21 protein-coding genes are annotated in these 24,904 nt (G+C 73.4%); 14 read left to right on the top strand and 7 right to left on the bottom strand.

Translation table 11 applies throughout. The features are described 5' to 3' along the window. Nucleotides 1–46: 46 nt before the first annotated feature. The 5 genes from ABTW95_RS04550 (at nucleotide 47) to ABTW95_RS04530 (ending at nucleotide 8,469) form a co-directional block, all read left to right on the top strand. Nucleotides 47–490 carry a GlcG/HbpS family heme-binding protein gene (locus tag ABTW95_RS04550; RefSeq protein WP_396448969.1) on the top strand — a complete coding sequence of 148 codons (444 nt, stop codon included), beginning with the start codon at nucleotides 47–49 and terminating at the stop codon, nucleotides 488–490. A gap of 133 nt (nucleotides 491–623) precedes the next feature. Next, nucleotides 624–3,797 (top strand): ATP-dependent helicase, encoded by a 3,174-nt coding sequence (locus ABTW95_RS04545; protein WP_396448970.1) that lies wholly within the window; start codon nucleotides 624–626, stop codon nucleotides 3,795–3,797. 39 nt (nucleotides 3,798–3,836) lie between these two features. Further along, a complete protein-coding gene (locus ABTW95_RS04540; protein ID WP_500224543.1) occupies nucleotides 3,837–7,208 on the top strand; it encodes an ATP-dependent helicase in 3,372 nt (1,123 codons plus the stop codon). 122 nt (nucleotides 7,209–7,330) lie between these two features. Next, nucleotides 7,331–8,110, top strand: a complete 780-nt coding sequence (locus tag ABTW95_RS04535; RefSeq protein ID WP_396448972.1) for a class I SAM-dependent methyltransferase — start codon at nucleotides 7,331–7,333, stop codon at nucleotides 8,108–8,110. A 53-nt stretch (nucleotides 8,111–8,163) separates the two neighbouring features. Further along, entirely contained in the window at nucleotides 8,164–8,469 is a 306-nt protein-coding gene (locus ABTW95_RS04530; protein ID WP_396448973.1) for a hypothetical protein, read from the top strand. Between the two features lie 95 nt (nucleotides 8,470–8,564). Here ABTW95_RS04530 and ABTW95_RS04525 read toward each other — a convergent pair whose 3' ends face one another. After that, nucleotides 8,565–10,157, bottom strand: a complete 1,593-nt coding sequence (locus tag ABTW95_RS04525; protein WP_500224539.1) for an AMP-binding protein — start codon at nucleotides 10,155–10,157, stop codon at nucleotides 8,565–8,567. 100 nt (nucleotides 10,158–10,257) lie between these two features. Here ABTW95_RS04525 and ABTW95_RS04520 point away from each other — a divergent pair, with 100 nt between their 5' ends. Continuing rightward, nucleotides 10,258–10,896 carry a DinB family protein gene (locus ABTW95_RS04520; RefSeq protein WP_396448975.1) on the top strand — a complete coding sequence of 213 codons (639 nt, stop codon included), beginning with the start codon at nucleotides 10,258–10,260 and terminating at the stop codon, nucleotides 10,894–10,896. 66 nt (nucleotides 10,897–10,962) lie between these two features. Here the strand turns inward: ABTW95_RS04520 and ABTW95_RS04515 are convergent, their stop codons facing one another. From ABTW95_RS04515 to ABTW95_RS04500, 4 genes are read right to left on the bottom strand one after another with little or no spacing between them, the layout of a single operon-like run. Beyond that, nucleotides 10,963–12,039 (bottom strand): type III PLP-dependent enzyme, encoded by a 1,077-nt coding sequence (locus ABTW95_RS04515; RefSeq protein WP_500224537.1) that lies wholly within the window; start codon nucleotides 12,037–12,039, stop codon nucleotides 10,963–10,965. Next, complete coding sequence (locus tag ABTW95_RS04510; RefSeq protein WP_500224536.1) at nucleotides 12,036–13,655, bottom strand: IucA/IucC family protein; 1,620 nt, start codon at nucleotides 13,653–13,655, stop codon at nucleotides 12,036–12,038. The genes ABTW95_RS04515 and ABTW95_RS04510 overlap by 4 nt, the downstream gene beginning before the upstream one ends. Then, nucleotides 13,646–15,232, bottom strand: coding sequence for an IucA/IucC family protein (locus ABTW95_RS04505; protein ID WP_500224534.1), 1,587 nt, complete (start codon nucleotides 15,230–15,232; stop codon nucleotides 13,646–13,648). Before ABTW95_RS04505 ends, ABTW95_RS04510 begins: the two co-directional genes overlap by 10 nt. Next, nucleotides 15,229–16,401 (bottom strand): ATP-grasp domain-containing protein, encoded by a 1,173-nt coding sequence (locus tag ABTW95_RS04500; protein ID WP_500224532.1) that lies wholly within the window; start codon nucleotides 16,399–16,401, stop codon nucleotides 15,229–15,231. Before ABTW95_RS04500 ends, ABTW95_RS04505 begins: the two co-directional genes overlap by 4 nt. A 172-nt stretch (nucleotides 16,402–16,573) precedes the next feature. Between ABTW95_RS04500 and ABTW95_RS04495 the strand changes: the two genes are divergently transcribed. Further along, nucleotides 16,574–17,182: an HD domain-containing protein gene (locus ABTW95_RS04495; protein ID WP_396448980.1), complete on the top strand. Its 609-nt coding sequence runs from the start codon at nucleotides 16,574–16,576 to the stop codon at nucleotides 17,180–17,182. A gap of 34 nt (nucleotides 17,183–17,216) precedes the next feature. Here the strand turns inward: ABTW95_RS04495 and ABTW95_RS04490 are convergent, their stop codons facing one another. Next, a complete protein-coding gene (locus tag ABTW95_RS04490; protein ID WP_500224531.1) occupies nucleotides 17,217–17,495 on the bottom strand; it encodes a DUF4031 domain-containing protein in 279 nt (92 codons plus the stop codon). Nucleotides 17,496–17,601: 106 nt separating this feature from the next. Between ABTW95_RS04490 and ABTW95_RS04485 the strand changes: the two genes are divergently transcribed. Both ABTW95_RS04485 and nudC read left to right on the top strand, forming a co-directional pair. Further along, on the top strand, nucleotides 17,602–18,987 hold the full coding sequence (locus tag ABTW95_RS04485; protein ID WP_500224528.1) for a dipeptidase: 1,386 nt from the start codon (nucleotides 17,602–17,604) through the stop codon (nucleotides 18,985–18,987). Between the two features lie 120 nt (nucleotides 18,988–19,107). Further along, nucleotides 19,108–20,016 carry an NAD(+) diphosphatase gene (nudC, locus tag ABTW95_RS04480; RefSeq protein WP_500224522.1) on the top strand — a complete coding sequence of 303 codons (909 nt, stop codon included), beginning with the start codon at nucleotides 19,108–19,110 and terminating at the stop codon, nucleotides 20,014–20,016. A gap of 95 nt (nucleotides 20,017–20,111) precedes the next feature. On the opposite strand, the gene ABTW95_RS04475 is transcribed toward nudC, so the two are convergent. Then, on the bottom strand, nucleotides 20,112–20,402 hold the full coding sequence (locus ABTW95_RS04475; RefSeq protein ID WP_396448983.1) for a mycoredoxin: 291 nt from the start codon (nucleotides 20,400–20,402) through the stop codon (nucleotides 20,112–20,114). Nucleotides 20,403–20,537: 135 nt separating this feature from the next. Between ABTW95_RS04475 and ABTW95_RS04470 the strand changes: the two genes are divergently transcribed. The 5 genes from ABTW95_RS04470 (at nucleotide 20,538) to ABTW95_RS04450 (ending at nucleotide 24,837) form a co-directional block, all read left to right on the top strand. Next, nucleotides 20,538–22,604, top strand: coding sequence for an ATP-dependent DNA helicase UvrD2 (locus ABTW95_RS04470; RefSeq protein ID WP_500224517.1), 2,067 nt, complete (start codon nucleotides 20,538–20,540; stop codon nucleotides 22,602–22,604). A 100-nt stretch (nucleotides 22,605–22,704) separates the two neighbouring features. Beyond that, complete coding sequence (gene tesB, locus ABTW95_RS04465; protein ID WP_500224515.1) at nucleotides 22,705–23,577, top strand: acyl-CoA thioesterase II; 873 nt, start codon at nucleotides 22,705–22,707, stop codon at nucleotides 23,575–23,577. Between the two features lie 239 nt (nucleotides 23,578–23,816). Next, nucleotides 23,817–24,143 (top strand): hypothetical protein, encoded by a 327-nt coding sequence (locus ABTW95_RS04460; RefSeq protein ID WP_500224514.1) that lies wholly within the window; start codon nucleotides 23,817–23,819, stop codon nucleotides 24,141–24,143. Nucleotides 24,144–24,263: 120 nt separating this feature from the next. Then, nucleotides 24,264–24,542 (top strand): WhiB family transcriptional regulator, encoded by a 279-nt coding sequence (locus ABTW95_RS04455; protein WP_089326219.1) that lies wholly within the window; start codon nucleotides 24,264–24,266, stop codon nucleotides 24,540–24,542. A gap of 91 nt (nucleotides 24,543–24,633) precedes the next feature. Further along, the gene (locus ABTW95_RS04450) at nucleotides 24,634–24,837 is read left to right on the top strand and encodes a hypothetical protein (RefSeq protein ID WP_500224511.1); all 204 of its coding nucleotides are present in this window, start codon (nucleotides 24,634–24,636) and stop codon (nucleotides 24,835–24,837) included. The last annotated feature ends 67 nt before the right edge of the window (nucleotides 24,838–24,904 follow it).

Here is a 24,904-nt window from a genome sequence, read left to right as displayed (position 1 = left end):
ATACCCCGCATTTCAGAAGCGGGGTGGCGCCCGATGGGAGGCCCCCTTGCACACCGTCCACCGGCTCACCCTGGAAGACGCCCTCGTGATGCTGACCGCGGCCGAGGAGGAGGCGCGCCGCATCGGCGTCAAGCAGACCATCTGCATCGCCGACGACGGCGCCCACCCGATCGCCGTCCACCGCATGACCGGTGCCCGCCTCACCGGCGTCGAGATCGCCATCGCCAAGGCGTTCACCGCGGCCGGCCACCAGCGCGACACCCACAAGTTCAACGAGCCGCCGAACGGGCCCGCGCTGCCCGGCAACGAGGCGTTCGGCATCGAGCAGATGCACCCCGGCAAGTTCGCGATCTTCGTGGGCGGCTTCCCGATCGTCCACGAGGGCGAGGTCGTCGGCGCCGTCGGCGTCAGCGGCGGGAACGGAGAGCAGGACAAGGCGGTGGGCGCCGCCGCGCTGCGGGCGTTCAAGGAGAAGGTCGCCGCGGCCTGAGCAGAGGCCGTGCGGCGCGGCGGGCGGCGGTGGAAGGTCGCCGAGCACCGGGGGCGCGGTGTGGGATTTCTCCTGCGCGACATGCGTGCGTTGTGGTCAGAACCGTCCCGGTGATCTGTTCCAATGAACTGTTGTGCCCTCTGGTTCCTACCGCCTCGTGCGCCGCGCCGGTCCCGCGCGGACCGTCCCGCCTGCGCTCGACGAGCGGCAGCGCCGGGTGGTCGAGCACGCCGGGGGGCCGCTGCTCGTGCTGGCCGGGCCGGGCACCGGGAAGACGACCACGATCGTCGAGGCGGTCGTCGACCGCATCGAGAACCGCGGCGTCGACCCGGAGCGCGTGCTCGTCCTGACGTTCAGCCGGAAGGCGGCCGGGGAGCTGCGGGAGCGGATCACCGGGCGGCTGCACCGGACGACGCGCACACCGCTCGCCCTCACGTTCCACAGCTACGCCTACGCGCTGATCCGGCGGGACGCCGTCCTGAACGAGGAGCCCGCGCCGCGGTTGCTGTCCGGGCCCGAGCAGCTCCTGGAAGTGCGCCGGCTGCTGGAGGGCGAGCTGGCGGACGGCGCCCGCGACTGGCCGGAGCGCCTGCGGGCCGCCCTGGCGACGCGCGGGTTCGCCGAAGAGCTGCGCGACTTCACCTTGCGCGCCGTCGAGCGGCGGTACGCCCCCGAAGACCTCGTCGCGCTCGGGCGCATGCGGGGCCGCGACGACTGGCCCGCCATCGGCGGGTTCATGGAGCGCTACGTCGACCGGTTCCTGCTCGACCCCGTGCCGACGTACGACTACGGCGAGCTGATCCACATGGCCGCGGGCATGCTCGCCGACGAGGAAGTGCGCATCAGGGAGCGCGACGCCTACGACGCGGTGTTCGTGGACGAGTACCAGGACACCGATCCCGCGCAGGAGGCCCTCCTGCACCACCTGGCCGGGGAGGGACGCGACCTCGTCGTCGTGGGCGACCCCGACCAGTCGATCTACGGTTTCCGCGGCGCCGACGTGCGGGGGATCCAGGAGTTCCCCGACCGCTTCCGCACGATCGACGGCGAGCCCGCGCCCGTGGTGGCGCTGCGGACGTGCCGCCGGATGGGGCCGGAGATCCTGGCCGCGTCGCGCCGCATCGCGCGGAGGCTGCCCGCGGGGTCGGCGGGCGCCGCCGAGCACCGCGCGCTGCTTCCCGCCGAGGGGCTGGACGACGGGGAGGTGCGCGCCGTCATCGCCGACTCGGAGAGCCAGGAATCGGCACTGGTGGCCGACGAGCTGCGCCGCGCCCATCTGCTGGACGGCGTCCCGTGGTCGCGCATGGCCGTGCTCGTGCGCAGCGCGGTGCGGCAGGTCCCGGTGCTCCGGCGCGCGCTCGCCCAGGCCGGGGTCCCGGTGGTCGTCGCGGGCGACGAGGTCCCGCTGATCGGCGAGCCCGCCGTCCGGCCGTTCCTGATCCTGCTGCGCGCCGCGCTGAAGAAGGGCTTCCTGGACGAGGTCGTCGCGGAAGACCTGCTGACGGGCCCGCTCGGGGGCGCCGACGCGCTGGCCATGCGGCGGCTCAAGCGGGCCCTGCGCGACCTGGAGGAACTGTCGGGCGGGAACCGTCCGCTCGGCGAGCTCCTGGTCGCGGCGATCGACGACCCGCGCGAGCTGATCCTCGTCCATGAGAAGGTGCGCGCCCCCGCCGAGCGGATCGCACACCTCATCGAGGTGGCGCGGCGGTCCGTCCGCGAGGGCGGCACCGCCGAGGACGTGCTGTGGGCCGTCTGGCAGGAGAGCGGCCAGGCCGAAGCCCTGCTGGAGCAGAGCGCGAAGGGCGGGACGCGCGGCGCGGCGGCCGACCGCGACCTCGACGCCGTCGTGGCGCTGTTCGACCACGCGGCGCGCTTCGTCGACCGGCTCCCCCAGGCGGGGCCGGAGCTGTTCGTCGACAACATCGCCTCCCAGGAGATCGCCGGCGACACGCTCGCCGAGCACGCGCCGGAGGGCGAGGCCGTCCGCATCCTCACCGCGCACCGCTCCAAGGGCCTGGAGTGGGACGTCGTCGTGGTGGCCGGCGTCCAGGAGGGCGTCTGGCCCGACGTGCGCCTGCGCGGGTCGCTGCTGGGCGTCGAGGAGCTCATCGAGCACGCCGCCGGCGCCGAGCCGGAAGGCGGCGCCGCGGCCGGCGCCTCCATGGCCGCCAAGATGCTCGACGAGGAACGGCGGCTCTTCTACGTCGCGGTGACGCGCGCCCGCAAGCGCCTCGTCGTCACGGCCGTCGGGGGCGACGACACCGAGGAGCGGCCGTCCCGGTTCCTGAACGAGCTCCTGCCCGGCGCCATCGAGCAGTCGCAGCTCGACGAGAAGACGCGGTGGCTGTCGCTGTCCGCGCTGGTCGCCGACCTGCGCTCGGTGGTGGCCGACCCGTCCCGTCCGGAACCCATGCGGCGCGCCGCCGCCGCGCACCTGGCGCGGCTCGCCCGCGCGGGCGTGCGCGGCGCGAGACCGGAGAACTGGTACGCCATCACCGCGCTGTCCGACCCGGGGCCGGCGTTCGCCGCCGACGAGCAGATCACCATCTCGCCGTCCCAGGTCGAGGCGTTCACCACCTGCGGGCTGCGCTGGCTGCTCGCCTCGGCGGTCGGCGCGCAGGAGGGCGGCCCCAACGAGTACAGCACGATGGGGAAGGTCGTCCACGCGGTCGCCGAGATGGCCGGCGCCGACGACGGGATCGACGAGGTGCACGTCGCCGAGCGCCTCGACGAGATCTGGAGCGACCTGGAGTTCCGCAGCTCCTGGTACTCGGAGAAGCAGCGCGAGCAGGCCGCGAGGATGGTCGACAAGTTCCTCGCCTGGCACCGCGACAACCCCAACGAGGTCGTCGCGCTGGAGGAGTCCTTCAAGGTCGACCTCGGCCGCGTCGTCATCAAGGGCCGCATCGACCGCGCCGAACGCGACGAGCAGGGCCGCGCCGTCATCATCGACATCAAGACGTCCTCCACGGCCGTCCCCAAGGACGACCTGGCGCGGCACCCGCAGCTCGGCGTCTACCAGTACGCGGTGATGCTCGGCGCGTTCGAGCGGCACGGGCTGATCGAGCCCGGCGGCGCCAAGCTGATCCAGGTCGGCAAGGCCGCGTTCGCCGCGAAGGCGCGCGAGCAGGAGCAGCCGCCGCCCAGCGAGGACCCCGACCCCGAATGGCCAAAGAAGCTCATCGAGATCGTCGCGACCGGGATGGCGAGCGACGTCTTCCAGGCGCGCGCGAACGACAAGTGTCGCACCTGTCCCGTACGCTCCTGCTGCCCCGTCCATGACGAGGGCGGCCGGGTCGGCGACTGACCGGGCCGTAACGGAACGGACTGGCTCGGGGGGAGCGAGGTGATCACGCCGGGAGAGCTGGCCCGGCTGCTGGAGATCCCGGCGCCCACGGAGGAGCAGGCGCGGGTGATCGAGGCGCCGCTGGCGCCGATGGCGGTGATCGCGGGCGCCGGGTCCGGGAAGAGCGAGACGATGGCCGCGCGGGTGGTGTGGCTGGTCGCGAACGGCTTCGTCCGGCCGGAGCGCGTCCTCGGGCTGACGTTCACCCGCAAGGCCGCCGCCGAGCTCGGCGTGCGCGTGCGCAAGCGGCTCGACAGGCTGCGCGAGGTCCTGCCGGGGGACGAGCTGGAGCGGCTCGGCGGCGAGGCCCTGTTCGACGGCGAGCCGACGGTGTCGACGTACCACTCGTACGCGGCGCGGCTCTTCGGCGACCACGCCCTGCGCGAGGCGCTCGAACCCACCATGCGGCTGATCTCGCCGGCCGTCGCCTGGCAGATCTGCTCGCGGGTGGTCGACGCCTACCACGGCCCCATGGACCGCGTCGACTGGCAGCCCGACACCGTCACCAAGGCCGTCATGGACCTCGCCGGCGACCTGGCGGAGCACCTGCGGACCGCCGAGGACGTCCGCAGGGTCGGCGCCTGGCTGGACGAGCGGCTCGCCGCGGTGAAGAAGCCGCTCAAGGCGCAGCGCGACATCCTCGCCAAGCACGCCGTCCGCGAGCAGCTCATGCCGCTGGTCGAGGCGTACGGGCGGGCCAAGGCCCAACGAGAGGTCATCGACCACGGCGACCAGATGGCGCTCGCCGCGCGCATCGCCGCCGGGCATCCCGAGGTGGGGATGATCGAGCGGTCCCGGTTCTCCGTCGTGCTGCTCGACGAGTACCAGGACACCTCGCACGCGCAGCTGGTCCTGCTGCGGTCGCTGTTCGCGGGCGGCCACCCGGTGACGGCCGTCGGCGACCCGTGCCAGTCGATCTACGGGTGGCGCGGCGCGAGCGCCGGGAACCTGCTGCGGTTCGCGCACGACTTCCCCCTCCGGCCCGGCGCCGGCGGGGGGCGGCCCGTGCCCGCGCCCGTCGTCCAGCTCAGCAGGTCGTTCCGCAACGGCGAGCGCATCCTCGAGGCGGCCGCCAAGGTGCAGGAGGAGCTGCGCGCCGAGACGAAGGCCGTGCCGCGCCTGGTCCCGGGCGCCGGGCGCGAAGGGCGCGGGCGCGTCGAATGCGCCCTCTTCCACACGGTCGAGGACGAGGCCGACCGCATCGCCGCGCGCATCGCGGGCCTCATGGCCGCCGACCCCGGGACCGCGCCCGACGGCGGGCCGCTGGCGGAGCCGCTGCGGTACTCCGACATCGCCGTCCTCGCCCGCAAGCGGTCGCAGTTCCCGCTGATCAGGCGGGCCCTGGAGGCGCGCGGCATCCCCGTCGAGGTGGTCGGGCTCGGCGGCCTCCTCACCGTCCCCGAGGTGCAGGACGTCGTCGCGACGCTGCGGGTCATGCACGACCCGGCCGCGGGCGCGTCCCTCGCCCGGTTGCTCACCGGCCCGCGCTGGCGCCTCGGCCCCCGCGACCTCGTCGCGCTCGGCCGCCGGGCCCGCGCCCTGGCGCAGGAGTCCGCCCGCGACGTGACGCCGCCCGAGGGCGCGGCCGCACCCGGCGGCGACGGGACCGAACCCGGCGGCGACGAGGCCGCGCCGTCCGGCGACCCGCTCCGGCAGCTCGTCGGCGAGCTGAGCCAGGAGACCGGGAGCCTGGTCGACGCCCTCGACGACCTCGGCCCGGCGGACGCGTACTCGCCGGAGGGGTACGGGCGGCTGCGCCGCCTCCGCGACGAGCTGCGCGGCCTGCGGAGCCAGGTCGGGCTGCCGCTGCCCGACCTGGTCACCGAGGTCGAGCGGGCGCTCGGGCTCGACATCGAGGTCGCCGCGCGGTCCGGGCTCGACCCCGTCACCGCCCGCGCCGACCTCGACGCCTTCATCGACGCCGCCGCCACTTTCGCGGGCGACGCCGAAGACCCGACGCTCGGCGCGTTCCTCGCCTACCTCAAGGCCGCCGAGACCGAGGAGTTCGGGCTGGAGGCCGGGCGCGTCGGGGAGACCGACAGCGTCAAGCTCCTCACCGTCCACGCGTCCAAGGGCCTGGAGTGGCCCGTCGTCGTGGTGCCGGGCCTGTCGTACACCCCGCAGAAGAACGGCGGCCCCGCCAAGGGGTCGGTCTTCCCGTCGCCGCCGCAGAACGCCACCCGCTGGACGGCGAACCCGCGCGTCCTGCCGTTCATGCTGCGCGGCGACCGGGCCGACCTGCCCGTGCTGACCGGGCTGGAGAAGGACGACCTCGCCGAGTTCGACCGGGCGTGCGCCGAACGCGACCTGCGGGAGGAGCGGCGGCTCGCCTACGTCGCGGTCACCCGCGCGTCCAGCCTGCTCATCGCCACCGGCTACTGGTGGGGGTCGTCGGGGCGCCCGCTCGGGCCCTCGCCGTTCCTGGAGGAGGTGCGCGCGGTCTGCGTCGCCGGCGCCGGGTCCGTCCCGGTGTGGACCGACCCGCCGGAGGAGGGCGCCGCGAACCCGCTGCTCGCCGACCCCGAGGAGGCGCGGTGGCCGGTCGCGCCCGGCGAGCGAGGCCGGTCCGGCATCACCGCGCGGGAGCGGTACGAGGCGGTCGTCGAGGGCGCCCGCATGGTCCAGGACGAGATGGCCGGGCGCACCCGGCACTGGGCCGGCGACGCCGGGCTGTCCGACGCCGACCGCGCCCGCATGACCGCGTGGGCGCGCGACGTCGAACTGCTGCTCGCCGAACGCGACCGGGGCCGCGGCGGCGACGGCATGCTCGTCGAGCTGCCCGCGCACCTGTCGGTGTCGTCCCTCGTCTCGCTGGCGCGCGACCCGGCGGCGCTGGCCCGGCAGATCCGCCGGCCCATGCCGCGCCCGCCCGCCCCCTACGCGCGGCGCGGCACCGCGTTCCACGCCTGGCTGGAGAGCCGCTGGGGGCAGCAGCGCCTCATCGACCCGGACGAGCTGCCCGGCGCCGCCGACGAGGGCGCGGCCGACGACGCGCAGCTCGACCGGCTGCGGGCCCGGTTCGAGGAGTCGGAGTGGGCGTCCCGCGAGCCGCTCGACATCGAGGTGCCGTTCGAGACGATCATCGGCGACCGGCTGGTCCGGGGCCGGATGGACGCCGTGTTCCGGTCGCCGGGCGGCGGCTACGAGGTCGTCGACTGGAAGACGGGGTCGCCGCCGTCCGGCGACGAGGCGCGCTTCGCGTCGGTGCAGCTCGCCGCGTACCGGCTGGCGTGGGCGGAGCTGGCCGGCGTGGACGTCGACCAGGTGAGCGCGGCGTTCCACTACGTCGCCGCCAACGTCACCGTCCGCCCGGCCGACCTGCTGGACGCCGCCGGGCTCGCCGCGCTGCTGGACGGCGTCCCCGCGCTGTGATCGTCACGGGTGCCCCGTAGCCGTGTGATTTGTCCCGGAATCGGGGTGATGAGTCTCACTCACCCCTGTTCACCGTGAGTGCTTTCGGGGATGATCCGGGCAACCATGTGAGGGAGGCGACGGTGACGGTGACCCACGACGAGAAAGTCGTACAGGAGTTCTCCAAGCAGGCGGCCGGCTTCGCCGACCCGCGGCTCAACGTCGCGTTCACCCGCCATCTGGACCGGCTCGTCCGCTTCATGGACCCCGAGCTCGACCTTGAGGACGTCGTCCTGGAGGTCGCGGCGGGCACCGGCCTCGTGTCCCGCGCCATCGCGCACCGGGTCCGGCACGTGACCGCCCTCGACCTCACGCCCGCGATGCTCGCCGAAGGCAAGCGCGACGCCGATCACGCGGGCCTCATGAACATCACCTTCACCCACGGCGACGCCAGCGCGCTGCCGTACGTCGACCGGTCGTTCACGCTGGTCGTCACCCGCTTCTCGCTGCACCAGGTCGCCGACCCGGAGGCCGTGGTGAAGGAGATGGCCCGGGTGAGCCGTCCCGGCGCCGCGCTGATCATCGCCGACCTCATCCGCCCGGACGGCCTGGAGGGCGACCCCGACCGCATCGAGCGGCTCCGCGACCCCTCGCACGCCACCATGCTCACCGAGTCGCAGATCGCGGACCTCGTCACGGCGGCGGGCGCGGAGGTGAAGCGCGCCGAGCGGTTCGACTACGTCCGCGCGCTCGACCCGTGGCTGGAGTTCGCCCGGACGCCGGCCGGCGACGCCGCGCGGATCAGGCGGGAGCTGCGGGACGAGCTGGAGGGCGGGCCGGCGACCGGCATGCGCCCGAGCATGGTCGACGGCGTCCTGCACTTCACGCACTCGTACCTGTTCCAGCAGGCGATCGCCGGGTAACGTTTCGAGCAAACGTTCGACGTGGATCGCTCATATGTTCTATGTTGTCGAACATGGGTTCCACCACCGCGCGGTCCCTCGACCGCGAGCCCGCCGCGCTGGCGATGCGCATCGGAGTCGTCGCCGCCGAGGCCGCCCTCGCCACGTTCGCCCGCAACCTCGACCTGGACGACCTGGAGGACGGCGTCGACTTCCAGGGCGCCATCGGCCCCGCCGAATGGCCGGTGTTCTCCCTGGTCATCGACACCCTGGCCGAGGCCGGCCCGGGCGACCGCCGCACCCTGGACGAGCGCCGCGCCGACGCCCTCAACGACCTCGCCCGCATCTGCATGGCCGCCAAGAACCGCGGCGCCGCCTGACCGGACGCGCCGGGGCCCGGCGCCGGCGGTCTCGCGTCCCGCTCCACTGACCGGGCGCGTCCGGGACCGTGCGGCCTTGGGCCCGGACGCCGCCCTCAGCCCGGCAGCGCCCGCGCCCTGACCTTCCCCGTGCTCGTGCGGGGCAGTTCCCGGACGAACCGGATGTCGCGCGGCACCTTGTACCGGGCCAGGTGCTTCTTCACGTGGGCCTTGAGGTCGTCCTCGGTGACGGACGAGCCCGGCGCCCGCACCACGTACGCGGCCAGCCGCCGGCCGAACTTCTCGTCGTCCACGCCGGTCACCGAGACGTCCGCGACGTCCGGGTGCCCGCCGAGCAGGTCCTCCACCTCGCCCGGGAACACGTTCTCCCCGCCGGACACGATCATGTCGTCGGCGCGGCCGTCGACGAACAGCCGCCCCGCCTCGTCGAGGTGGCCGAGGTCGCCGGTGCCCGTCAGGCCGTCCAGCACCCGCTTGCCGCCGCCGCCCGTGTACCCGGCGAACCGCAGGCCGCCGCCGGTGTAGATCTCCCCGACCTCCCCGCGCGGGACCTCCCGCCCGTCCTCGCCGAGGATCCTGACGGCGATCCGCAGGGACGGCCGCCCGGCGGTGCCGGGCGCGCTGCGCAGGTCGTCCGGCGTGGCGATGGTCGCCCACCCGGTCTCCGTCGCGCCGTACACGTTGACGAGGACGTCGCCGAACGCGTCCATGAACGCCTCCGACAGGTGCGGAGGGAGCGCCGAACCACCGGACACCACCGCGCGCAGGTGCGGTGTCTCCGGCCTGCCGTCCACCTCCAGGATGCGCTGGAGCATCACCGGCACCGCGACGAGCGCCTCCGCGCGACGGTCCGCGACGGCCCGCAGGGTCTCCCGCGCGTCGAACCTCCGCGACAGGACGAGCGGCATCCCCATCCCGAGAGCGACCGCCGTGTACGCGAAGCCGAGGATGTGGAACAGCGGCGGCGCGACCACGATCGGCGCCCCGGACCGGACGGGCACGCGCATGGCGTGGGTGAGCGCGGCCGGCAGCAGCGCCGAGAGCGACATGTCGTGCCGGGCGCCCTTCGGCGTGCCGGTGGTCCCGGACGTCATCACGATGACGTTGCTCGCCCGCTCCGGGGCGACCCGCTCGGGCTCGGTGGCGCCGATCAGCGCGTCGGTGGTGCCGGAGGCGCCGTCGGCCCAGGCGACCGCCCGTCCGCCGGCGAAGCCCGACTCGTCGACGGCGGCGGCGAACTCCTCGTCGTGGACGAGGAACGAGATGCCCTCGCGCTCCGCGACCCGGCCGAGCTGCGCGGCGGAGAAGTCGGTGTTGAGCAGGACGACGTCGTTGCCCAGCCGGGTCACCGCGAGGACCGCCTCCACGAACCCGCGGTGGTTGCGGCACAGTACCCCGACCCGGCCGTCCCCGGCCCGGCTCCTCAGCGCGGTGGCCAGCGACGCGGCCCGCCGGTCCAGCTCCGCGTAGGTCAGCGCGCCGCGCTCGTCGATCAGCGCCGTGCGCTGCGGGAACCGCAGCGCCGACATCGCGCAGAGTGTCGCCGGCACGGGCCCGAAACGCAGATACGGGAACGGCAGCCGCAGCGCGCGGTCCGGACGCACCGGCCGCAGGACCCCCGTGTTCCTGACGGCCCTCGCCGCCCGTCCGCCCGCCAGCGCGACCCCGCGCAGCCTCTCGACCAACACAGAACGCCTCTCTCCGTCAACGGCCGTGGCGCAAGGACATACCCACCGTCCCGCCAAATATCGACCTCGGTACCTCCGTATCGCTGGTTACCGTCGAGGGATGCCGACCTCGAATGCCGCCGTGACCGCCGACGATGTGGAGTCGGCCGTCCGGCTTGCCGTGTCCGTTCTCCGGGAGGCGCCGCCGGACGCGTGGGACGGCAAGGCCGGATCGCTCGAATGGGACTGCTGGGAGACCGTCGAGCATCTGAGCGACGACCTGTTCGCGTACGCCGCCCAGCTCGGCCCGGAAGCGCCGCCGATGGACGGCGAAGTGCCGTTCGTCTGGTGGAGCCGGCGGCCGGGCGGCCCCGCGAACGTCATCCACGCGGACCGCGAGGCCGGGCCGGACGGGCTGCTGCAAGTGCTCGATGCGTGCGGCGGACTTCTCGTCGCGATGGTGCGCACCGCCTCTCCCGATGTCCGCGCCCACCACGTCTTCGGCGCCGCCGACGCCGAGGGCTTCGCCGCCATGGGGGTCGTGGAGACGCTCGTCCACACCCATGACCTCGCCGAAGGGCTGGGGCTCGCCTGGGAGCCGCCCGCGGGCCTGTGCTCGCGGGCGCTCGGCCGCCTGTTCCCCGATGCGCCCCGCGACACCGACCCCTGGACGACGCTGCTGTGGGCGACGGGACGCGCGGAACTCCCCGGCCGCCCGCGCCTCACCTCTTGGCGCTGGTACGGGGAGCCGCGTCCCTGACGCTCCTCAGCGGTGGCCCAGGACGTTCACGACCCGTCCGTCGCCCGGTCTCGGACGAAAGGGAGCTCAGCGCAGGTAGTGGAAGGCCGGCTTGGGGTGCATCAGGAAGTCGTGGTGGGAGATGTTCCAGGCGTAGGCGCCGGCCATCGCGAAGGCGACCACGTCACCGGGGGACAGGGGCGGGACGGGGACGTCACGGGCGAACACGTCCTTCGGGGTGCACAACTGGCCGACGAGGGTGGCGGGTGACTCCGGGCCCATGGCGGTCAGGATGCTGAAGGGCTGGTCGTGGCCCTTCGTCACCGGGGTTCTGAGGTGATGCGTACCGCCCCTGAGGATCACGTAGGTCTCGCCCCTGGTCGTCTTCACGTCCAGGACGTCGGTGACGTACCAGCCGTGGTAGGCCGTGATGGCACGGCCCGGCTCTATGCGGACCTTGGCCGGGATGGAGGCCAGGCCGGTGCCATAGGTACGCCAGTCGAAGAGCGCTTCGGGGGACGTGTAGTCCACCGCCATTCCACCGCCCACGTTCAGTTCGGGCTCGTCCACGCCGCGGGCCTTCAGCCAGGGGAGTGCCCAGTCGGCTATCTGGTGGGCGAGGTCGAGCATGGTGGGCGCGTCCAGGCCGGAGGCCAGGTGGGCGTGCACGCCCCGGAGGGTGAGGTGCGGGTTGTCGGCCAGGAGGCGGGCGCATTCGTTGAGCGCGTCCTCGTCCATGCCGAAAGGGCCGCTCATGGTGAGGGCGGCGTTCGGGGTGTTCAAGGGCAGGTTCGCGCGGAGAAGGATGTCGGCGGGGCCTAGCGCGGCCAGTCGTCTCAGCTCGTTCGGGCTTTCCACGTGGATGCGGTCCGCGGTCAGGGCTTGGCGCAGTTCTTCAGGAGTCTTCCCGGGGCCGCCGAAGGCCAGCGGTTTGCCCGGCAGGGTTTGCCGGACGTGGGCCAGTTCGCCGCCTGATGACACCTCGATGCCGTCCACGTGGGGCGCGAGGGTGCGGAGTATCTCGGCATCCGGGTTGGCCTTCGCGGCATAGAACAGTTCCGTGGGGCCGAGAGCGGCACGGATCGTCCTTATGTGGTGTTCCAAGCCCGGCAGGTCGTAGACGTAGGCCGGGTAGGCGTCGAGGCTCAGGGCGAGTTCGTTCATAGCGGTCGGGGTGCTGCCAGCGGGTTGGGCACGGGAACGTAGGTGGCGCCTCGGTCGGCCGCGCGCGCCCAGCGGGTGCGGAGGTTCGCCTTGGCCGGCAGCGGGACTCCGGCCAGCAGAGCCCTGACTTGAGGGTGGCGGTCGTGCGCGGCGAAGTACTTCCTCGCGTCCTGCCAGAGCGTTGCTTCCAGGTGCGGATGGAGGTCGGCCACGGCGGCCGCGATCTCCGTGAGGTGGTTGACCAGCAGGCAGTAGACGACGCGGTTCCAGCCCCGGTCGGGCGCGTAGGTGATGCTTTCGGCCACGCGGGGCGGGAGGTGGGCGAGGTCCCAGCGCCCGGCGGTCAGTTTGGTCCCCTCAAGGTCGCGGAACACGGCATGGACGGGCATTCCCGTTGAGTCGACACAGACAAGGACGTTCTGGAGGTGCGGTTCCAGGACGACACCGTGATCCAAGTAGGCGCGAAGAACGGGTGGTGCCACATGAGCGACGTAGGCGTCCCACCATGCTCGTGCGTTCTCCGGGGTCGAGAGGGCGGGCAGGTCTGCGAGGAACGTGCTGTAAGGGTCGGTCAGCGCTCCTGCCAGCAGTGGTGTCCCGGGAAGCGATCTGACGCCTTGGCGCAGGATCACCCCCAGGCCCTCGTACAGGCGGCGGTCGGGGAGCGCGACGCTGCGGTAGGCGGGCTCTGACAGGAGCGTCGAGTCCAGCTTCTCGAAGATGGGCGGCAGTAGATCGTTGAGGGCCATCGCTCCGGTCAGCTCGTACCAGGCGTTCTTGCGCACGCAGTTGGTGATGCGCACGTCCAGGCTGAACTTGCAGAACACGTCCGCGTCCGGCAGGTAGGCGGTCCGGACGGACGAGGTCGGGATCGCCTCCATGCCGGACGGACCGAGGTCGAGTACGAGGCCCTGCGCCATGGCGCTCCGCAGGACGAGGTTGTCCGCCAGCAGGGAGAACTGCCACGGATGGACGGGAAGCAGCTTTCGGCCGGGCGGAGCGTCCGGCCCATGGGACGACAAGGCCGTGAACGCGTCCGGGTGCCCTTCTTCGGCGATGAGGTCCTCGTGGACGGCCAGCCAGTGCGGACGGAAACGAGCCCTCGTCTCGGGTGCGTACCGCAGCCAGTCTTCGGGCGCCCCCTGGCGGGACTTCGGAGACGGATGGAAACGGTGCCCCGCCACGAGGGCCTGCTCCGAGGCGATGTACCGGTCGTCCGAGGGCTCGCCCCTGGCGGCGAGGATGGCGGCCAGTGCGGTGTGGCTGGCGTCCACCTGGGCAAGGAACTCCGGGTTGGGACGGCCTGTCGCCAGTTCCAGCTCGCCCGCGACCAGGTTCGCCAGCCGATCCCATGGGGCCGGGATCCACTCGTCCTCGCGTCGCTCCTCGTAGGGCGGTGCCAGGCGGTGCGTAGGGCCGGCCGGGGGACGGGCCAGGCCCGCGCGCAACACGACCCCGGCCCGGGGCAGGCGGACGACGAGCCGCGCACCGTCCGGCCATACCTGCTGCTCGGGCGCGCATACCTCGCGGATCAGGCAGTTGAGCAGCGCGGTCGCCGTGGCGTCGCCGGCCGTGGCGGCCGCACCGGTGTGTTGTGAGAGCCCAGTCAGCAGCACGTCGCGTCCCGTAGGTAATTGGGCCCTGGCGGCCCGTAGTGCTTGTTGATGTCGGCCGCGCCGGTCCTGGCCTTGTCGACGAGGGTCCCGGCGGTGACCATGGCCTTGCCCGGCAGCGTGTCGGCGTCGAGGGTGCGGGAGCGCAGGAACGCGTCGTCCGGGCCGAGCGCGCCGTCGAGCCGGTCGCGGACCATCGTGATCGCGGTGCGCCAGGGGAGCAGGCCGCGCTCCGCGAGGCCGGCGGCGACCGCCGCCGCGCACAGGTGCAGCGTGATGGTGACGAACACGCGGGCGAGCGCGTCGGGGTCGTGGACGACCATCCGGCGGTCCGAGAGGTCGCGCGGGTCCGTGCCCGGGGATGGAGCCACACGCTCCCTGAGCCGGGACGGGTCGATCAGGGCGCCGTCGTTGTCCTTGATGAGGAGGCGGGGCGGGGACGTGTCGTCCAAGACGAGGGCGACGTTCTGCTGATGCGCCTCTAACGCGATGCCGTAGCGGAACAGCGTGACGTTCCATGCGAACAGCGCCGACAGGTAGGTGCCGAAGAGGTCTTCGACATCCCAGCGCTCGATGACGTGGCCCCCGGCGGGGTCTTCCGCCAGTAAGGCCGCCACGGGCACGATGTGCGCGCGCGCCGTGTCCGCGGGGAAACGCCGTACCAGGTAGGCGAGCAGGGGGTCGTTGGCGTGGCCGTAGGTCTGCTCGTCTGCGAGGAGGACGGGGAGCCCAGGTTCGCGCCGGAGCACCTGGTGCAGGATGCGTTCGACCAGTGCGCCGTCCGGCAGGGTGCCGGGCTTGATGGTGCGCCGGTTGCGGAGGCCGAGCGTGCTGATCGGCAGCGGCATCTTCAGGTGGACGTGCGGTGTCTCGCCGTTCAGGACGGCCACGGTGCGCATCGACAGGGTCGGGGCGACCCGCAGGAACGGTGCGGGGGCCAGCGTCGCGCCGGGCTGCTCGCGCACCCGCCGCGCCGCCAGCGGATGGACCGGGAAGAGCGCCGGCCCCGGCTCCAGCCCCACGTCGGACGGGGCGGGCCACCACTCCGGCAGCGGCCCGGCGAGCACCGGGTTCCGGACGGCCGCCCACCGCAGCGGGAACGACGGCGCGAACTCGGGCGCGTAGCGGCTCAGATCGGCCATGGACAGCCCCGCGCGGCCCCGCCCTGCCGGGTGCACCGGATGGCCGTTGTAGGCCGCCAGCGTCTCGTAGAACGTCCCGGGTCCGCGGCGCAGCTCGTCGGGGACGCGCGCCAGCCGCCGGTGCACGGCCGGACGGGCGTCGTCATGCAGCTTGGCGGCCGCCAGCGCGTCGAGGCATTCGCGCTCGAAGGCCGCCGTGTCGTCGCGCGGGTCGGCGACCGCGCGGACGGCTCGGAAGACGTCTGTGAGCTTGAGGCCCTGCTCGGGGTCCACGACGAGTTCGGCGAGGAAGACGGGACGCGCCCGCAGCAGGCGCACGGAACGGCCCGGCATCTCCAACGCGCCGTCGCGGACGAAGCGGCGTATGCCGCCGTAGTCCTCGCGCAGCAGCGCGTCCAGGACACGGGCCGCCAACGGGCCTTCGGGGTCGCCCGTCACGTGATCGTCCAGTCGTGGGCCGCGCGGAAGCGGGCGAGGGCGGCGTCGACCTCGTCCGGGCCGGGCCCGATGGCGCGCACGGTGCCCAGGTAGTCGCGGTTGGTGCGGGTGACCGCGATCGTGTCGCCCACCGCGCGCTGCGGCCGGTAGGAGAGCCGCACCGGGCCGTCGTCCAGCCGCAGCGGGCCGGGGGCCGCGGTGAGCGTGCCGGAGCGGTCGGCGATGACCGGCTCCGCGACCGCGTGCCGCGGACGCGGCACGCCCGGTGCCGGCGGGCCCGGCAACGGCTCGCCCAGGTGGACCCGCAGGATCTGCTCGAAGAGCGGGACGCCCAGCAGGTCGGCCAGGAGGAAGTCGCAGTGGTCGCCGATCAGCCGGTAGTTGACCTCGATGATGCGGGCGCGGCCCTCGTGGACGACGAACTCGGTGTGGCATGCGCCGAAGCCGATGCCCAGCGCCTCCAGCTGACGCAGGATCTGGGGCGTCTCCGGGGGCGGCTCCGTCCACTCGAGGCGCTCCTCCACGAAGAAGGGCGGCGGTGAGAGCGTCGTACGGAACGAACCCAGCACCCGCAGCTCCCGCCCATCGCCGAGGGTCTCCAGCGTGTGGAGGCGCCCCGGCAGGTACTCCTCCGCCACCAGCGGGTCGTCCCGCCGGGTGGAGATCTCCTCGATCCGTGCGTTCAGCTCCGCGGCGTCGTTGACGAGGAACACGTCCTCGCTGGCCACTCCCTCACGCGGCTTCACGACGAGCGGGTACGGCGCGTCCGCGGGCACCCGCCGCGCGTCCGCCGAGAAAACGGGGTCGAGGGCCGCGAGGTGGCGGCGCATGAGGGCCTTGTTCTTCGCGCGGGCCGCCGCCCGCCAGTCCTTGGCCGGGAGACCGAAATACGCGGCCGCCAGCGCGGCGGGCGCCTGCAGGAAGTCGCTGTTGGAGAAGACGGCGGCGGGCTCGCCGCCGGCGTCCGCGACGCGGGCGACGATGTCCCGGAAGTCGGAGACGTCGCATCCGACGACCGGCCCGCCGAACGCGTGCGGGCCGGACCGGTACGCGGCGGGGCGGTCGGTGAGCAGCGTCACGTCGCGGCCCAGGCGCGCGGCGGCGGGCAGGAACCCGTACGTCACCGAGTCGGTCGCCTTCCCGGCGACCAGATGGACAGAGGCGGCCACGGTCGGCCTTTCCAGCTCGGGCGGTTCCAGTTCGGGCGGATGGTGCGGCAAGCCGTGGTGAGGTAAGGCTTGCCTAACTCACGGTGATCACCATAGTGGCGGGGCGGTGCGGCGCGTGCAAGAACGGCGCACCGCGTGTCCCGGCCGGGCGCCCATCGGCCAGGATGGGGCCATGGATCTTGTCGACCGGTGGGTCGCGCTGGCAGGGCCTCACACCCGGCATATCGGGACAGAACTGGACGAACGCTACGGCGAGCCCCACCGCCGCTACCACACTCGGACGCACCTGACCGCCGTCCTCGACCTCGTGGACGAGCTGGCCGGGCACGCCGCCGACCCGGACGCCGTGCGGCTCGCGGCCTGGTTCCACGACGCCGTCTACGCCCCCGAACGGGCGGACAACGAGGAGCGCAGCGCCCGCCTCGCCGCCCGCATGCTCGCCGACACCGACCTCGCGCCCGCCCGCGTCGAGGAGGTCGTCCGGCTGGTGGAGCTGACCGCCACGCACGCGCCGGACGGAGACGACCGCAACGGCCAGGTCCTGTGCGACGCCGACCTCGCCATCCTCGGCGCGGACCCCGAGACCTACGCCGCCTACGCCGCCGCCGTCCGGGAGGAGTACGCGTTCGTCCCCGACGAGTTCTTCCGCGCCGGGCGGGCCGAAGTGCTCAACGGCCTGCTGGCCCTCCCCGAGCTCTTCCACACGCCCGCCGCCCGCGAACGCTTCGAGGAACCGGCGCGCAACAACGTCCGGACGGAACTGATGCTCCTCAACGCCTAGCGTCCGGCAACGCCTGGCGTCCGGCGACAGGCGGCTAGCGTCCGGCGACGCGGGGGCGGTAGTCCTTGCGGCGGCGCAGGCCCGCCCTGGTGAGCCGCAGGAGAAGCTCCTGGCAGCTGACCGCCTGCGCCCCCTGCAGCACCGCCGCCTCGTACAGCTCGGACGGGACGTCGTAGTGGTCGCGTTCGAACGCCCTTGGCGGCATCCCCAGTTCCGCCGCGAACGCGTGCAGCTCCTCGTAGGAGACGTCGCTCACCATGTGCGACCAGATCCGGCCGCGCGCGGGCCACAGCGGCGGATCGATGAGGATCACGGCTGCTTCCCCTAACACTGCGTTGACACCGATGTAAGCTCGCGGCGGTGACGGCCTGCGGAGCCGGTGCAACGGTACGACACGACACATGCGAAGGGGCATGCGGGTGAACGACGTAGTCGGGTACATCCAGGCCGAACGGGACCGGTTCGTCGCCGACCTCAAGGAGTGGCTGGCGATCCCGTCCATCTCCGGAGACCCCGCGCACGCCGCCGACGTGCGCGAATCGGCCGAGTGGCTCGCCGCCCGCCTGCGCAAGCAGGGCTTCCCGACCGTCGAGATCTGGGAGACCGCCGGGCTGCCCGCCGTGTTCGCCGAATGGCCCGCCGACGACCCGGACGCCCCCGCCGTCGTCGTCTACGGCCACCACGACGTCCAGCCGGTCGAGCCGCTGGAGGAGTGGGAGACCGCCCCGTTCCAGCCCGTCGAGAAGGGCGACCGGCTCATCGGGCGCGGCGCGTCCGACGACAAGGGCCAGGTGTTCTTCCACACGCTCGGCCTCCGCGCGCTGCTCGCCGCGTCCGGCCGGCAGGCGCCGCCCGTGACCGTCAAGCTGCTGGTGGAGGGCGAGGAGGAGTCGGGGTCGGTGCACTTCGCCGAGCTGCTCCGCGAGCGCCGCGACCGGCTCGCCTGCGACGCCGTCGTCATCAGCGACACCACGATGTGGGCGGAGGACGTCCCGTCCATGTGCACCGGGATGCGCGGGCTCACCGAGGCCGAGGTCACGCTGCGCGGCCCGTCCGGCGACCTGCACTCCGGCTCGTTCGGCGGCGCCGTCCCGAACCCGCTGCACGCGATGGCGGCGCTGCTCGCCGCCCTGCACGACGCCGGCGGGCGCGTCACCCTGCCCGGCTTCTACGACGACGTCGTCCCGCTGACTGACGAGGAGCGCGAGCTGTTCGCGCGCCTGCCGTTCGACGAGGAGGAGTGGCTGCGCACCGCAGGCGGCAGCCGCGCCCCGTACGGCGAGAAGGGCTACACGACCCTGGAGCGGGTCTGGGCGCGCCCGACCGCCGAGATCAACGGCATGTGGGGCGGGCACACCGGGCCGGGCGGCAAGACGATCGTGCCGCGCGAGGCGCACGCGAAGATCTCGTTCCGGCTCGTCGCCGACCAGGACCCCCGCAAGGTCCAGGAGTCGTTCGAGGCGTGGGTCGCCGAGCACGTCCCGCCCGGCGTGGAGGCCGAGGTCCGCATCCCGGGCGGCGGCGTCCGGCCGTGCTTCTCGCCGATCGACTCGCCCGGCGTCGCCGCCGCGCGGCGCGCCATGGAGCGGGCGTTCGGCACCGAGGTGCTGTTCACCCGCGAGGGCGGCAGCGGCCCCGAGGCCGACCTCGCCGACATCCTGGACGCGCCGCTGATCTTCGTCGCGGTCGGGCTGAACGGCGACCGCATCCACGCGCCCAACGAGAAGGTCGAGATCCCGCTGCTGCTCAAGGGCGCGGAGGCCGCCGCGTACCTTTGGGAAGAACTCGCCACCGCGCTGCGCTGACGTATCCGGCCGGCGTATCCGCCGACGTGTCCGCCCGCGGCCGCGTGAGGCGGGCCCCCGGCGTCGCCCCCGGCGTCGCCCCCGACGACGCCCCGCGTGCGTGTGAGAGGAGTGCCCCCTGTGACAGAGAGCCTCGAGTGGCTAGCGCTCGCGCGCGGAACCCTCGACCGGGTCGCGCTGAACCGCAGCGACGACGCCTGGCTGGAGGCCACCTGGAACGATCCGAAGACGCGCGTCCTGATCGTCCGGGACGGGCGGGCGCTCGTGACCCGCGAGCCCGCTCCCGCGCTGGTCCTCGTCCCGCCGGACCGGGCGCCGGACGGAGAGCGCTGGCTCCTCGGCGCGGACGACGACGGCGTCGTCTACTACGGCGTGTCCGGCCCGCTGCCCACCATCGAGGGGGCGGAGCCGGCCGGGCTGCGCCGCGTCGGCGCACTCCTCGACGACCGCGACTCCGGCCTGCTCACCCACGCCGTCGCGCTGGAGCACTGGCACAACACGAACCGGTACTGCCCGCGCTGCGGAGCGGAGACGCGGGTGAAGTCCGCCGGGCACGTGCGCGTCTGCCCGCGCGACGACTCGCAGCACTTCCCGCGCGTCGACCCGGCCGTGATCATGCTGGTGACCGACGACGCCGACCGCGTCCTGCTCGCCCGCGGACCGCAGTGGCCCGCCGACCGCCGCTCGATCCTCGCCGGGTTCGTCGAACCGGGCGAATCCCTCGAACAGGCCGTCGCGCGGGAGGTGAAGGAGGAGGTCGGGCTGGCCGTCCGGGACGTCCGCTACCTCGGCAGCCAGCCGTGGCCGCTGCCGCAGAGCCTGATGCTGGGCTTCACCGCGCGGGCGGACGGCGACGTCCCGCTGAACCCCGACCCGGAGGAGATCCTGGACGCCGCCTGGTACACGCGGGACGAGCTGCGCGCCGCCATCGAGTCGGGCGAGATCGTCGCCCCGGGCCCGCTGTCCATCGCCGCCCAGCTCATCATGCGCTGGTACGGCGGCGAACTCCCCAAGATGCCCGCCTTCTGAAGCCGCTCACGTGGCGCGAGCAGTCCGCTCCCCGCGCACGCGGGCATGAGCAGGCCCGCCGGCCCGGTGGCCGGCGGGCCTGCTCCGCGATGGGCCTACGCGGTCTTCGCGATCTCCGCCAGGCGGCGCTTGACCTCCTTGGCGCTCGGGTTCGTCGCGGCCGTGCCGTCGGGGTAGAGGATGGTGGGGACGGTCTGATTCCCGCCGTTGACGCTCATGACGAAGTCGGCGGCCTCCGGGTCGCGCTCGATGTCGACCTCGACCATCTCGATGCCGTCCCGGGCGAGCTGGCTCTTCAGCCGGCGGCAGAACCCGCACCAGGTGGTCGTGTACATGGTGAGCCGGCCGCTCGGGCCCGTGCCATGCGCGGTCGAAGGCGTCGCCATCGCTTCGTCGTCTCCTCGTTCGTTCGGACGATCAGTGCCTACCGGAGAACAGTAGACGCGCCCCGCGCATTCCTCCGCTGTCCACAGGTGGGCGTATCGGCTGAGGCAGGTGGGACGGGCTGCGAGTATGGGGGCATGTTGGCTGAGTCGGTGCTGGAGGGACTCGACCCCGAGCAGCGGGCGGTCGCCGAGGCGGTGAAGGGTCCGGTGTGCGTGCTCGCGGGCGCCGGGACGGGCAAGACCAGGGCCATCACGCATCGGATCGCCTACGCCACGCTGACGGGCGTCGTCACGCCGCAGCGGGTGCTCGCCGTGACGTTCACCACGCGGGCGGCGGGGGAGCTGCGCGGCCGGCTGCGGCAGCTCGGCGCGCCCGGCGTCCAGGCCCGGACGTTCCACGCGGCGGCGCTGCGGCAGCTCAGCTACTTCTGGCCGCGCGTCGTCGGCGGCGAACCCCCGAAGATCATCGACTCGAAGATCGGGCTCGTCGCGGACGCGGCGCGGGCCTGCCGGCTGTCGTTCGGCCGGACCGAGCTGCGCGACCTCGCGAGCGAGATCGAATGGGCGAAGGTCACCCAGAACCGCCCCGAGGACTACCCGGCCGCGGTCGCCGGGGCCGGCCGGAGACCGCCCGCCGAGGTCGTGGACGTGGCGCGCGTCTACGCGATGTACGAGCAGCTCAGGCGCGAGCGCAACCTCCTCGACTTCGAGGGGATGCTGGAGCTGACCGCCGCCGTCCTCACCGAGCACCGGGACGTCGCGAACCAGGTCCGCGAGCAGTACCGGTACTTCGTGGTCGACGAGTACCAGGACGTCAACCCGCTGCAGAAGATGCTGCTCGACACCTGGCTCGGCGACCGCGACGACCTGTGCGTCGTCGGCGACCCCAACCAGACGATCTACTCGTTCACCGGCGCGTCCCCGTCCCACCTGCTCGGCTTCACCCGCGAGCACCCCGGCGCGAAGGTCGTGAAGCTCGTCCGCGACTACCGGTCGACGCCGCAGGTCGTCCGGCTCGCGAACGGGGTGATCGGCCGGGCCGGGGGAGCGCGGCACGGGCTGGAGCTGGTCGCCCAGCGGGAGAACGGCCCCGAGCCGGTGTTCAACGAGTACGACGACGAGGTCGCCGAGGCCGACGACGCCGCCCGCCGGGCGCGCAAGCTGATCGACGAGGGCGTCCCCGCGCGCGAGATCGCGATCCTGTTCCGGATCAACGCGCAGTCGGAGACCTACGAGGCGGCGCTGGCGGCGGCGGGCGTCCCGTACGTGGTGCGGGGAGCCGAGCGGTTCTTCGAGCGGCCCGAGGTGCGCGAGGCGGTGGTCCGGCTGCGCGGCGCGGCGCGGGCGGGCGCCGACGCCGAGACCGAGGGGATGGGGCTGATCCAGACCGTCCGGCACGTCCTGTCCGGGGCCGGGTTCTCCGACCGGCCGCCCGAGGGCGCGGGCGCCGCCCGCGCGCGCTGGGAGTCGCTCGCCGCCCTGGCCCAGCTCGCGGAGGACATGGCCGCCGACGACCCGAAGGCCGGGCTCGCCGAGTTCGTCGCCGAACTGGAGGAGCGCGCCGCCGCGCAGCACGCGCCGCCGCTGGAGGGCGTCACGCTGGCGTCCCTGCACGCCGCCAAGGGCCTGGAGTGGGACGCGGTGTTCCTCGTCGGGCTGGCCGAGGGCACGCTCCCGATCGTCTACGCCAAGACGCCCGCGCAGATCGAGGAGGAGCGCCGCCTGCTGTACGTGGGGGTGACGCGGGCGCGCGTCCATCTGGCGCTCTCGTGGGCGCTGTCGCGGTCGCCGGGCGGGGCGCAGAACCGCCGCCCGTCCCGCTTCCTCGACGGCCTGACGGGCAAGGCCGCCACGCACACGCCGCCCCGCGCCGACCGGTCGAAGCGGCGCCCGGCGAAGGGCCCGCAGCCCTGCCGGGTCTGCGGGCGCCCGCTGACCGCCGCCGTCGAGCGCAAGCTCGGCCGCTGCGAGGACTGCCCGTCCGAGCTGAACGAGGAGCTGCTCATCGCGCTGAAGGAGTGGCGCGCCCAGGTGTCCGCCGAGCAGAAGATCCCCGCGTACGTGGTCTTCACCGACGCGACCCTCCAGGCGATCGCCGAGCGCGGCCCCGAGTCGCTGGAGGACCTGGCCCGCATCCCCGGCGTCGGCAGGGTCAAGCTCGACCGCTACGGCGACGCCGTCCTCGCCCTCTGCGGCCACTGACCCGCGCTGGCTGAGATCCCCGTCACAGGGCCCGGCGGATGAGCCGGTGCCGCAGGGGTGAGATCGCGGTCACGCGGGCCGATGCGGAAGACTGGCCGCCGTGAAGGAATCGCTCAAGGCCCTGCTGGACCTCCTCGACCTCGAACAGATCGAGAACGACATCTTCCGCGGCCGCAGCCCCGAGGAGCGGAGGCAGCGCGTCTTCGGAGGCCAGGTGGCCGGGCAGGCGCTCGTCGCCGCCGGGCGCACCGTCCCCGCGAACCGGCCCGTGCACTCGCTGCACGCCTACTTCATCCGGCCCGGCGACCCGCTCGTCCCCATCGTCTACACCGTCGACCGGGTCCGGGACGGGCGGTCGTTCACCACGCGGCGGGTCATGGCGATCCAGCACGGCAAGGCGATCTTCACGCTGTCGGCGTCGTTCCAGATCGTCGAGGACGGCCCGTCCCACCAGGCCGCGATGCCGGACGCGCCGCCCCCGGAGACGCTGCCGGACAGCTTGGCGCGGCTGACGCCGATCTTCGGCGAGGTCGGTGCGCGCGAGTTCGCCGACCGGCGCCCGTTCGACATCCGGCACGCGACCCCGCTGACGTGGGAGGCGGCCAGGGACCCGTCGCTCGCCAGCCCCGAGTCGAAGGTGTGGCTGAAAGTGGACGGCGAGCTGCCGGACGACCCGCTGCTGCACGTCTGCCTCATGACCTACGCCTCGGACATGACGCTGCTCGACACCGTCCTGCTCAACCACGGCCTGGCCTGGGGCGACAAGCGGACGATGGGCGCCAGCCTCGACCACGCCATGTGGTTCCACCGGCCGTTCCGCGCCGACGACTGGCTGCTGTACTACCAGGACACGCCGTTCGCCGGCGGCGCCCGCGGCCTCGCCCGCGGCCAGGTGTTCACCCGGTCGGGGGAGCTGGTCGTCTCGGTGATGCAGGAGGGGCTCGTCCGGGTCTCCGCCGAGCCGCGGCGCTGATCCGGCGGCCTGTGGGATGATCGTCCCCCTATGGGGCTCCCGTGAGCTTCGACGCCCGCGAGGCGGCGCGGGTTCCCCGGGAAAAGGGTGAAGTCACCCACAAAACCGCAGGTCAAAAATATCTTGCTTGATTCGGCGGGATCCCCGTACGCTCGTCGCGAGCATTCAACCGGCCGACCGTGTGGATCTTGATCCACCGGCCCCCGGCCCGAGGAGCCAGAGAGGTGGTGTGCAGTCCGGTGAGCAGCACGTTGCTGAAACTCGCGTCGTCCTGGACCGCGTCCGTCCCTGGCGCCTCCATGCCCTGTGTCTCGGTGCGCGGCGCCTCGATGTCCCGCATGTCCATGCCCGACGCCTATCTCCCGGCGTCCGGCGGGCTGCGCGGGCAGCGGCGCGCGAAGCTGCGCGATCTGCGCTTTGAGCAGCTGATCCAGGACGACCAGGGGCGGAGTGTCTTCGAACACCTCATCGAGGACACGAACGTCCAGGCTCCGGCCACGGCCCACGTGGGCGTCACCGTCAAGGGTGGCGTGTCGGGTCCGTATCCCTGGAGGCGACCGGTCTAGCGAAGGCCGGCAAGCCCCCAGGCCGCGGATCCAGACACCGGATCCGCGGCCTTCTTCTTTGTCCAGACGACCCACCGACACACCCGTTGAGATCCAACGAGAGGAACAAGGGTGACTGTGATGCAGGGGGCCCTCGCGATCAGCGAGGAGGACCTCACGCTTCCGTGCCGGACCGACCCGGAGCTGTTCTTCGCCGAGGCTCCCGCCGACGTCGAGCTCGCCAAGGCCCTGTGCCTGGAGTGCCCGCTCCGCAAGGAGTGCCTCGCCGGCGCTCTCGAGCGCAAGGAGCCCTGGGGCGTCTGGGGCGGCGAGCTGTTCGTCCGCGGTGTCATCGTTCCGCGCAAGCGGCCGCGCGGCCGCCCGCGCAAGCACCCGCGCCCGGACGAAGTGGCGGTGTGAGGCGGGCATGCCCGCGACGATCGACCGAATCCGCCCCGGAGGCGCGGCCCCCGCGCGGGGACCGCGCCTCCGGGCCGCCGGGGGGAACGAGATGACGATGCTCAGCCAGGACCTCGCCCGTGAGCGAATACCCGTGACCGTGTCCGACGAGCTGGCCGCGCGCGTGCGCGCACTCCGCCGCGCGCGGCGGGACGCCCGGACGAGGGCCTCCCGCGTCCGCCGCGTCCTGCTCGCGCCGACCGCGAGCGGCGAGGCGTACGCCCATGTCCCGGAGCCGCGGCACCGGGACCACTGAGACCGGACGCCCGCCGGTCGCAGCCGCGCCCCCGTCCTTCTCGGATGGTTCGGCGGGCGGCGCGCCT

Source organism: Spirillospora sp. NPDC127506, from assembly GCF_040302145.1.
Lineage (GTDB): Bacteria > Actinomycetota > Actinomycetes > Streptosporangiales > Streptosporangiaceae > Spirillospora.
This window is presented reverse-complemented; position numbering and strand designations above follow the sequence as displayed.

Bases quoted from the DNA above. Each gene is read 5' to 3' on its own strand.
- ABTW95_RS04515 (WP_500224537.1), bottom strand. From the start codon at position 12,039: ATGAACGAACTCGCCCTGAGCCTCGACGCCTACCCGGCCTACGTCTAC.
- ABTW95_RS04470 (WP_500224517.1), top strand. From the start codon at position 20,538: ATGTTGGCTGAGTCGGTGCTGGAGGGACTCGACCCCGAGCAGCGGGCG.
- ABTW95_RS04530 (WP_396448973.1), top strand. From the start codon at position 8,164: ATGGGTTCCACCACCGCGCGGTCCCTCGACCGCGAGCCCGCCGCGCTG.
- ABTW95_RS04475 (WP_396448983.1), bottom strand. From the start codon at position 20,402: ATGGCGACGCCTTCGACCGCGCATGGCACGGGCCCGAGCGGCCGGCTC.
- ABTW95_RS04520 (WP_396448975.1), top strand. From the start codon at position 10,258: ATGCCGACCTCGAATGCCGCCGTGACCGCCGACGATGTGGAGTCGGCC.
- ABTW95_RS04455 (WP_089326219.1), top strand. From the start codon at position 24,264: ATGCAGGGGGCCCTCGCGATCAGCGAGGAGGACCTCACGCTTCCGTGC.
- ABTW95_RS04495 (WP_396448980.1), top strand. From the start codon at position 16,574: ATGGATCTTGTCGACCGGTGGGTCGCGCTGGCAGGGCCTCACACCCGG.
- ABTW95_RS04450 (WP_500224511.1), top strand. From the start codon at position 24,634: ATGACGATGCTCAGCCAGGACCTCGCCCGTGAGCGAATACCCGTGACC.